Genomic DNA, 8133 nt, shown 5'->3' with positions numbered 1-8133 from the left:
TCACCTCTACAATTTTTCTTCGTCGATTACATTGTACTAAAGTGAGCTATATATGGCTCTTATTTTATTACACAATTATATGGACATATTCGATAAAAATAAATAGCGGTCCAGAAATGAGAAATACGGACCGATAAAAATAAATAGCGACCCGAAAACGAGAAATACAGGCCGATAAAAATAAATAGCGACCCGAAAATCGAAAATACAGGCCGATAAAAATAAATAGCGACCCGAAAATCAAAAATACAGGCCGATAAAAATATTTATCGGCCTGTATTTCTCATAATATATTAATCACTACATAAAATTGGAATAAAAAAGCACAAGAACTCAATTTGTAAGAACAACTATGACTGTAGACATGAATCTCAACCATCTACTATGTAACTAACCATTCTTTAGACTACCCGCTCACATAGATGTCTAAAAAAACGATAGTGTAATCATTAATTCTCATGCGTTTTTAGTCAATTTGTTAATGGATTTCTCTTTTTTTAAAGCGTCCACCTTTTACTTCGCTAACATCTCCTATTGATAGGAATGCTGTATTGTCTATTTCTGTAACAATATCCTTTAATTTAGATTCTTCTAATCGTGTGATTACGCAGAACACTACTTTTTTATCTTCTCCTGTATATGCGCCTTCTCCATTAAGGTATGTAACACCTCTACCTAGACGGTCGTTGATTGCTTCTCCTATGTCTCGATATGTATCACTGATTATCCATACTGCTTTAGATTCATCAAATCCTTGTACTGTCACGTCAATCATCTTAGCTGCTATAAAATATGCTATAACCGAAAACATAGCTGACTCCCAGTTGAATACAAAGCCTGCAGCTGTGAATATGAAACAATTAATAAGCATCACGATTTCTCCGACTGAAAACGGTGCTTTACTACTTATCAATATTGCACTGATTTCTGATCCGTCTAAAGATCCACCATATCTAATAACTAGACCGACGCCTAGTCCTATAATTGCCCCACCGAAAATAGTAACTAGAAATGTCTCTTTGATAAATGGGTCAAAATGATGTAAATAAGCAGTTGTAATTGATAAGACTGTTATGGCATATATTGTTGAAATCGTGAATGTTTTACCAATTTGTTTATAACCTAAAAAGAAAAAGGGGATATTTAGTAAGAATATAAATAGTCCGAGTTTCAAATTTGTTAAATGGCTTAAAATAATCGCAATCCCTACAATTCCTCCATCGAGTAATTTGTTTGGTACTAGGAATAGTTCTAACCCGACACCCATTAAAACACTCCCGATTGTGATAAAAATGAACCGTTTAAGGATTTCTCCTTTACTTAATTTACGGTGTCCTTTTTTAATAACTTGCGCTTGCTCCATATCATCATCCCTTTTTATTACTTCTATTTTATATTATATAAAAAATTTAAAATAAAATCTTGTCTTCTGTATAATAGTCATGCTATAATCAATCTTGTGTCTAATATAGGCCCCTTGGTCAAGCGGTTAAGACACCGCCCTTTCACGGCGGTAACACGGGTTCGAGTCCCGTAGGGGTCACCATCTAAATTATATACATATAAGGTCCCGTGGTGTAGCGGTTAACATGCCTGCCTGTCACGCAGGAGATCGCGGGTTCGATTCCCGTCGGGACCGCTTTTAATGCTTATCGTAATAACGATAAGCATTTTTTTGTTGTTCAATTATAGAATAACATCAAACAATAGAATTAATGGACAAATAGTGTTAAATTATAGTATAGGATATCATGCACAATTGTGTGCTTGAAGATACTTATTTTCAAAAAGAAATGAGGTAAATAGCATGGCTAGAAAAATAGTAGTCGTTGATGATGAAAAACCAATTGCAGATATACTTGAATTTAACTTAAAAAAAGAAGGTTATGATGTTTATTGCGCGTATGACGGTGATGACGCAGTAGATTTAATATATGCAGAAGAACCAGACATAGTGCTCTTAGATATTATGTTACCTGGTAGAGATGGCATGGAAGTATGTCGAGAGGTTCGTAAGAAATTTGAAATGCCAATCATTATGTTAACAGCTAAAGACTCAGAAATTGATAAAGTTTTAGGTCTTGAGCTTGGTGCAGATGATTATGTAACTAAACCATTTTCAACACGTGAATTGATTGCCCGTGTTAAAGCGAACTTGCGTAGACATTATTCACAACCTACTCAAACTGAAGATGAAGAAACAAATGAAATTGTTATTAAAGATATTACAGTGTACCCGGATGCATATTCAATTAAAAAACGTGGTGTGGATATCGAATTAACACATCGTGAGTTTGAATTATTCCATTACTTAGCTAAACATATTGGACAAGTTATGACGCGTGAACACTTACTTCAAACAGTGTGGGGTTATGATTATTTCGGTGATGTGCGTACTGTTGACGTGACAATACGTCGACTACGTGAAAAAATCGAAGACGATGCATCTCACCCAGAATATATCGTTACGCGTAGGGGTGTGGGTTATTTCCTACAAACGCAAGAGTAGGCTGATCATATGAATTGGCTAAAGAAATTTCAGTCCTTACACATTAAACTTGTCGTCATTTATGTTTTATTAATCATTATTGGTATGCAAATTATCGGTTTATATTTTACAAACAGCCTTGAGAAGGAACTAACACGTAACTTCAAGACGAACATTGAACAACACGTGAAACAGATTAATTACAACATAAAGAAAACGTACAATTCAGAAGATCCTAATCGGAACTTCCAAAAAGAGATACAAAGTATATTAGATGACTACGCAAACCGAACTGAAATTGATGAGATTAGGTTTATTGACCAAGATCAAATCATCGTTGCGACATCTAAAGCTACAAATCAAAATACCGTCAATCAAAAAGTAAACGATAGCTCTGTAAAAAAGGCGTTATCATTAGGCAAAGCAAATGATAAAATCGTTTTGAAAAATGATTCCTCGGATAGTAACCGAGTATGGATTAAAAATAAACCTGTTGAATACGAAGGTAAAGTTGTTGGGGATATTTATGTAGAATCAGATATTGATTCTGTATATGAACAGTTAAACAACATTAACCAAATTTTCATTATAGGTACAGCAATCTCATTATTGATCACAATTGTGCTCGGTTTCTTTATTGCGAGAACAATTACGAAACCAATATCAGATATGCGTAACCAAACTTTAGAAATGTCTAAAGGTAACTATACACAGCGCGTTAAAATATATGGGAATGATGAAATTGGCGAACTTGCACTTTCATTCAATAATTTATCGAAGCGTGTACAAGAAGCTCAAGCGAATACTGAAAGTGAGAAACGACGACTTGATTCAGTTATTACACATATGAGTGATGGTGTATTAGCGACAGACAGACGTGGTCGTGTACGTATTATCAATGAAATGGCGCTTAAAATGTTAGGTTTAGAGCGTTCAGATGTAGAAGCTAAACATATACTAGACATTCTTAATATTGATGATAATTATTCATTAGATGATTTACAGGAGAATAATGATAGCTTCATTATTGATGTAAACGAAGAAGAAGGCATAATCGCTCGTGTTAACTTCAGTACAATCATACAAGATACAGGCTTTATAAATGGTTATATTGCGGTATTACACGATGTTACTGAACAACATATTCTAGAAAATGAACGACGCGAATTTGTTGCGAATGTTTCACATGAATTACGTACGCCATTAACATCAATGAGAAGTTATATAGAAGCACTAGAAGAAGGGGCTTGGCGTGATCCAGAAGTTGCGCCAACATTCTTAAATGTTACGCGTGAAGAAACAGATCGTATGATTCGTTTAGTTAACGATCTATTACAACTATCTAAAATGGATAGCTCGAGTGATCAGATGAATTCAGAGTTAATTGACTTTAATATGTTCATTAATAAAATTATCAATAGACATGAAATGACTCAAGGTAAGAATGTAACGTTTATACGTGACATACCTGTTAAAGGATTATTTGTTGAAATCGATCCTGATAAAATGACTCAAGTGTTTGATAATGTTATTACAAATGCGATTAAATATTCTCAAGAATCTCATAAACGTGTAGAGTTTCATGTGAAACAAAATACGTTATATAACAGAATGACGATACAGATTAAAGATAATGGTATCGGTATTCCAGTTAATAAAGTTGATAAAATATTTGATCGATTTTATAGAGTAGATAAAGCAAGAGCACGTAAGATGGGCGGCACTGGATTAGGTTTAGCGATTACTAAAGAAATCGTAGAAGCACATAAAGGTAGAATATGGGCGAATAGTAAAGAAGGTCAAGGCACATCCATTTATATTACTTTGCCATGTGAATTCATAGAAGATGGGTTTGGTGATTGGGATGCGTAATAGAGAAGTTATTAAATCTGCTATTCTCATAATCCTCGTTCTAATTAGTGTGTTTATGACATACCGTGTATGGACATTTACACCTGAATTGACTGACTTGGAAACGGATGTTAATGCTGATACACCTTCTATTGGACCCAAGATTAGTAAGCCTATCGATAGTGTGATTATGCCTTTTAGAATGATTAATCGTAATGGTACGGACGTGAAAGGGACGTCTAATATGAAAGATATCAAAAAGGTAACGGATCAAATGTTGAGTAAAGAAGTTAAGAAGGTAGATGTCTTAAGTAGCGAGTCAGTTGTGCAACTTGAAGATTTATCTGAACGCTATACAATTTTAGACTTCCCTGACAGTGTCCCTAGTGAAATGTATTTGAATCAAGTATTAGGTATGAATATGAGTTATTATCCTAGTGTTAATTTTGATAGAATTTTAGTAGATACGAAGTCAACAAATGAAGCGAATGTTTATTTGTTAAGTGAGAATAAGCAAAAAGCAGTAAAGTTACAGACAACGATGAAAAGTCATAAATTTGATCAAATGAATAAAGAAGTTGCGAAAGATTTAAAACCTTATACAGGCATTATTACGAATGAAACAACGACGAATGAAATTAATCAAATTTATGCACCTGAAAATGCTTATAGCATGAATGTATATCGTTATGTGACTAACAAAATATCTGTATCTGATTTAAATGATGTCATTCTTGGAGATTCTGTTATTGCGCGTAGTAACGAAGATCAAGTTTCAACGTATAATAATAACACGGGTATTTCTACAGTAAACGAAGAGAAGCAAACATACCGTTATACAAATTTATCCGAAGATGAAAATCAGCAAAAAGATATTTCTAAGTCTATTACGAATTCATTTAAATTTATTAATGAACATGCAGGGTATACTGATGAATTCCGATTATTTAATACAGATCAAAAGACAGGTAAAATAGATTACCAAATGTTCTTAAACAACTACCCAGTATTTAATGATGATAAGTTATCTTCAATTGAAGCTGTGTGGGGTAGAAATGCCATTAATGAATACAACAGAGGCTTGATTACAACTGGTGTAGCTGTACCATCTAAAAAAGAAGCAGATGAATTACCATCATCTGAAGAAGTTAGATATGGTTTAGCTTCTAATGGAGAAATAGATTTCAATAAAGTTACGAATATGGCAATTGGATATGATTTATCATTACCAAATGATGAACTTGATAACTTACAAGATACAATTGAATTCACGCCAAAATGGTACATTAAATATGACGATGAATGGAAAAGATACGAGAATGGAGGGCTAGCTTAATGGATTGGAAACATGCCAAGTCACTCTTCATTATTGTGTTCATTCTAATCAACATTGGATTAGTTGTTGTTTACTTTAATAAAGTGAACAACTCGATAGTCCAAGAATCTAATGCACAATCAGAGGTAAACTTTTCAAAAGAAGGAATAGATATTCCACAGTTACCAGATTATAAAGATAAAGAAATGCAAGCTATAACAGGAAGCAGTAAGTCATTTAATGCTGATGAGCTTGAAGGTGTGTATTCACTAACTGAAAAAGACACACAGATTAATAAAGATATAAATGTAGATCTAGATAAAGATAGTAAACAAGAATCGTTCAAAAACTTTATCAACAAAGAATCTTTTAAAGGTAAAGAATATCAATATCAGAACAACAACTCGAATAAAAATAAAGTAGTCTACGAACAAAATTATGAAGATTTGCCAATACTAAATAATAGTAAAGGTCAAATCGTCTTTGAAATGGAAAACGGTAAAGCAAATAAATATACACAAACATATTTAGATAAACTTAAACCTGGTAATGGAGATAATAACAATAAGCAAAAAATTGTAAACGCTAAGACAGCTTTAGAAACATTGTATTACAACACATACCTAAAAAAAGGTGATAAAGTAGAATCCGTGAGATTAGGTTATTACAGTGTCGTTAAAGAAATTGGAGGACAAGTACTAGTACCTTCATGGGAAGTGAAAATTAAATCCGAAGAAGACGGCAAAAGTAAAACAAAAGTATTGTACATCGATGCAATGAAACCTGAATCAACCGTACTAGAAGAATCTTAAGAGAAGCAGTAATTAAAGGAGATGAACACTTGTGATCGCAATGAGCGTACTCGCAAGTGGCAGTACAGGAAATGCCACTTATATAGAATCAGATAATGGAAGCCTACTCGTAGACGCTGGATTAACAGGTAAAAAATTAGAAGGCCTGTTTCAACAAATAGACCGTAATATCAGCGACTTAGAAGGCATCTTAGTAACCCACGAACATATCGATCACATAAAAGGATTAGGTGTGCTTGCAAGAAAGTATAAATTACCTATCTATGCCAACAAGAAGACATGGCAAATGATAGATGCTAAAGATAAAAATATACCACTTGATCAAAAGTTCAACTTTGAACCATATGAAACAAAGACATTAGCAGGTATTGATATTGAATCATTCAGTGTGTCACATGATGCAATAGATCCACAATTCTACATCTTTAATCATGACTATAAGAAATTAACAATGATTACAGATACAGGATACGTGTCAGACAGAATGAAAGGTATGATACATGGAAGTGATGCATTTGTATTTGAAAGCAATCACGATGTAGATATGTTAAGAATGGGTAGATACCCATGGAAGACCAAACAACGTATATTAAGTGATATGGGTCACGTATCAAATGAAGATGCAGCATATGCCATGTGTGATGTGATAACAGGAAGTACGAAACGTATTTATCTATCTCACTTAAGTCTAGATAATAATATGAAAGACTTAGCAAGAATGAGCGTAGGACAAGTATTAAATGAAAATGATATAGATACAAATAAAGAAGTCATATTGTGTGACACAGATAAAGAAAAAGCAACACCAATATATTATATATAAACAAAAGATATCCCCAATTTCAGAATCGGGGATATCTTTTTAGTTTGTACACATATATACCCACAGTTATACACAACTGTCCACAATCTGTGTATAAGTAAGTAGGTTATCCACTGATTTATCCACAATGTATATAATTCAGTGGATAAATCACAACAAAATGTATAAAAATAAACAACTAAATATTAAGAAAACATTCACAAATTTTCGATTGTTGATATAATAAGAAATAAAACTGTGTATAAGTTAATAACTTGTGGATAACTTTTAAGATAATGAATAAAGGTGGATAATGATGAAAATAACAATCATAACAGTCGGCAAACTAAAAGAGAAATACTGGAAACAAGCCGTAGAAGAATATAATAAAAGACTAGGTGCCTATACCAAAACTGAATTAATCGAAGTAGCAGACGAAAAAGCACCAGACAATATGAGTGAAAAAGACATAGAAATCGTGAAGGAAAAAGAAGCGGACAGAATCATGTCTAAAATCAAACAAGACAGTTACGTTATTACCCTGGAAATACAAGGTAAAATGCTCACAAGCGAACAACTCAGTAAAGAAATCGATAGCCTGATGACAAGAGGAAACTCACACATCACATTTATCATCGGCGGATCAAACGGATTACATAGCAAAGTATTAAAACGCAGCAACTACGCACTATCATTCAGCAAAATGACATTCCCACATCAAATGATGAAAGTCGTGTTGATGGAGCAAGTATATAGAGCATTTAAGATAATGCGAGGGGAAGCATATCATAAATGATGCGGTTTCTTATAAAATTAAACAAGGAAGAAATTCAAGATTTATAATGAATTTCTTCCTTGTTGATTC

General features: G+C 33.3%; 7 protein-coding genes and 2 tRNA genes. 8 read left to right on the top strand and 1 reads right to left on the bottom strand.

Annotated elements, in window-relative coordinates:
• Nucleotides 1–478: 478 nt before the first annotated feature.
• Nucleotides 479–1363: a YitT family protein gene (locus LQ668_RS12180; protein WP_078357210.1), complete on the bottom strand. Its 885-nt coding sequence runs from the start codon at nt 1361–1363 to the stop codon at nt 479–481.
• 108 nt (nt 1364–1471) lie between these two features.
• On the opposite strand from LQ668_RS12180, the gene LQ668_RS12175 reads away from it, so the two are divergent.
• From LQ668_RS12175 to rlmH, 8 genes are all read left to right on the top strand, one after another.
• A tRNA-Glu gene (locus tag LQ668_RS12175) sits at nt 1472–1546 on the top strand.
• Between the two features lie 20 nt (nt 1547–1566).
• Nucleotides 1567–1639, top strand: a tRNA-Asp gene (locus LQ668_RS12170).
• Nucleotides 1640–1807: 168 nt separating this feature from the next.
• Entirely contained in the window at nt 1808–2509 is a 702-nt protein-coding gene (yycF, locus tag LQ668_RS12165) for a response regulator YycF (protein WP_078357211.1), read from the top strand.
• 9 nt (nt 2510–2518) lie between these two features.
• Entirely contained in the window at nt 2519–4360 is a 1842-nt protein-coding gene (walK, locus tag LQ668_RS12160) for a cell wall metabolism sensor histidine kinase WalK (RefSeq protein ID WP_239732850.1), read from the top strand.
• On the top strand, nt 4353–5675 hold the full coding sequence (locus LQ668_RS12155; RefSeq protein WP_107509115.1) for a YycH family regulatory protein: 1323 nt from the start codon (nt 4353–4355) through the stop codon (nt 5673–5675). Before walK ends, LQ668_RS12155 begins: the two co-directional genes overlap by 8 nt.
• Nucleotides 5675–6466 (top strand): two-component system regulatory protein YycI, encoded by a 792-nt coding sequence (locus LQ668_RS12150; protein WP_239710574.1) that lies wholly within the window; start codon nt 5675–5677, stop codon nt 6464–6466. Before LQ668_RS12155 ends, LQ668_RS12150 begins: the two co-directional genes overlap by 1 nt.
• Nucleotides 6467–6506: 40 nt before the next feature.
• On the top strand, nt 6507–7289 hold the full coding sequence (locus LQ668_RS12145) for an MBL fold metallo-hydrolase (RefSeq protein ID WP_107509124.1): 783 nt from the start codon (nt 6507–6509) through the stop codon (nt 7287–7289).
• A 295-nt stretch (nt 7290–7584) separates the two neighbouring features.
• The gene (gene rlmH / locus LQ668_RS12140) at nt 7585–8064 is read left to right on the top strand and encodes a 23S rRNA (pseudouridine(1915)-N(3))-methyltransferase RlmH (RefSeq protein WP_119634114.1); all 480 of its coding nucleotides are present in this window, start codon (nt 7585–7587) and stop codon (nt 8062–8064) included.
• Nucleotides 8065–8133 lie beyond the last annotated feature (69 nt).

The organism is Mammaliicoccus sp. K-M42, from assembly GCF_022386375.1.
GTDB classification, from domain to species: Bacteria; Bacillota; Bacilli; order Staphylococcales; family Staphylococcaceae; genus Mammaliicoccus; species Mammaliicoccus fleurettii.
The sequence above is the reverse complement of the archived record's forward strand: the minus strand, read 5'-3'. Positions and strand labels throughout refer to the sequence as shown.

Bases quoted from the DNA above. Each gene is read 5' to 3' on its own strand.
- rlmH (WP_119634114.1), top strand. From the start codon at position 7,585: ATGAAAATAACAATCATAACAGTCGGCAAACTAAAAGAGAAATACTGG.
- LQ668_RS12180 (WP_078357210.1), bottom strand. From the start codon at position 1,363: ATGGAGCAAGCGCAAGTTATTAAAAAAGGACACCGTAAATTAAGTAAA.
- yycF (WP_078357211.1), top strand. From the start codon at position 1,808: ATGGCTAGAAAAATAGTAGTCGTTGATGATGAAAAACCAATTGCAGAT.
- LQ668_RS12155 (WP_107509115.1), top strand. From the start codon at position 4,353: ATGCGTAATAGAGAAGTTATTAAATCTGCTATTCTCATAATCCTCGTT.
- LQ668_RS12145 (WP_107509124.1), top strand. From the start codon at position 6,507: ATGAGCGTACTCGCAAGTGGCAGTACAGGAAATGCCACTTATATAGAA.
- walK (WP_239732850.1), top strand. From the start codon at position 2,519: ATGAATTGGCTAAAGAAATTTCAGTCCTTACACATTAAACTTGTCGTC.
- LQ668_RS12150 (WP_239710574.1), top strand. From the start codon at position 5,675: ATGGATTGGAAACATGCCAAGTCACTCTTCATTATTGTGTTCATTCTA.